Raw genomic sequence first — 512 nt, forward strand, 5'->3', positions numbered from 1 at the left:
GCGTCGCGGATCTCGCCGCTCGCGGCCGCATTGCGGAGGATCGTTTCGAACGATACGCCCTGATTCACGACATCGATGCTGCCGGTGCCGTGCATGTCCCGGTACCGCCGGTTGTATGTCACCAGCTTGTCGTCGGCATCGTAGAGCGAGAAACCCTCCGAGATGCTCTCGATCGCGTCGGCCAGCCGGCGCTGGGCCTCCGTTGCCGTGTCGCGCGCAACTGCCAACTCCTCCTCTCGCCGTTTGAGTTCGGTCACGTCCGTGAACACGGCAACGGTACCACCATCCTGTGTTTTGCGCTCACTGATCTGGATCCAGCGACCGTCCCACTGGTGCTGTAGAAACGGCCCACTGGGGTTGCGATGCCGGGCAAGTCTTTGCTCCACCCATTCTTGAGGTCGTGTAGCTGCATCGGCCACGATCCCGCGCTCGACCACGGTCTCGATCAAATGCTCAAACTCCAGCCCCGGCTGCATGAGGTCGGCCAACCCCGGATAGAGCTCGCGATAGCG

At 62.7% G+C, this 512-nt stretch carries 1 protein-coding gene; it reads right to left on the bottom strand.

Going from position 1 to position 512, the window contains the following annotated elements; genetic code table 11:
- Positions 1 to 512, bottom strand: a 512-nt coding sequence (locus tag AC5ZG5_RS46425; RefSeq protein WP_496165596.1) for a PAS-domain containing protein, incomplete at both ends; no start/stop codon positions are given.

The sequence above is a fragment of the Bradyrhizobium sp. Ses1 genome, from assembly GCF_059512365.1.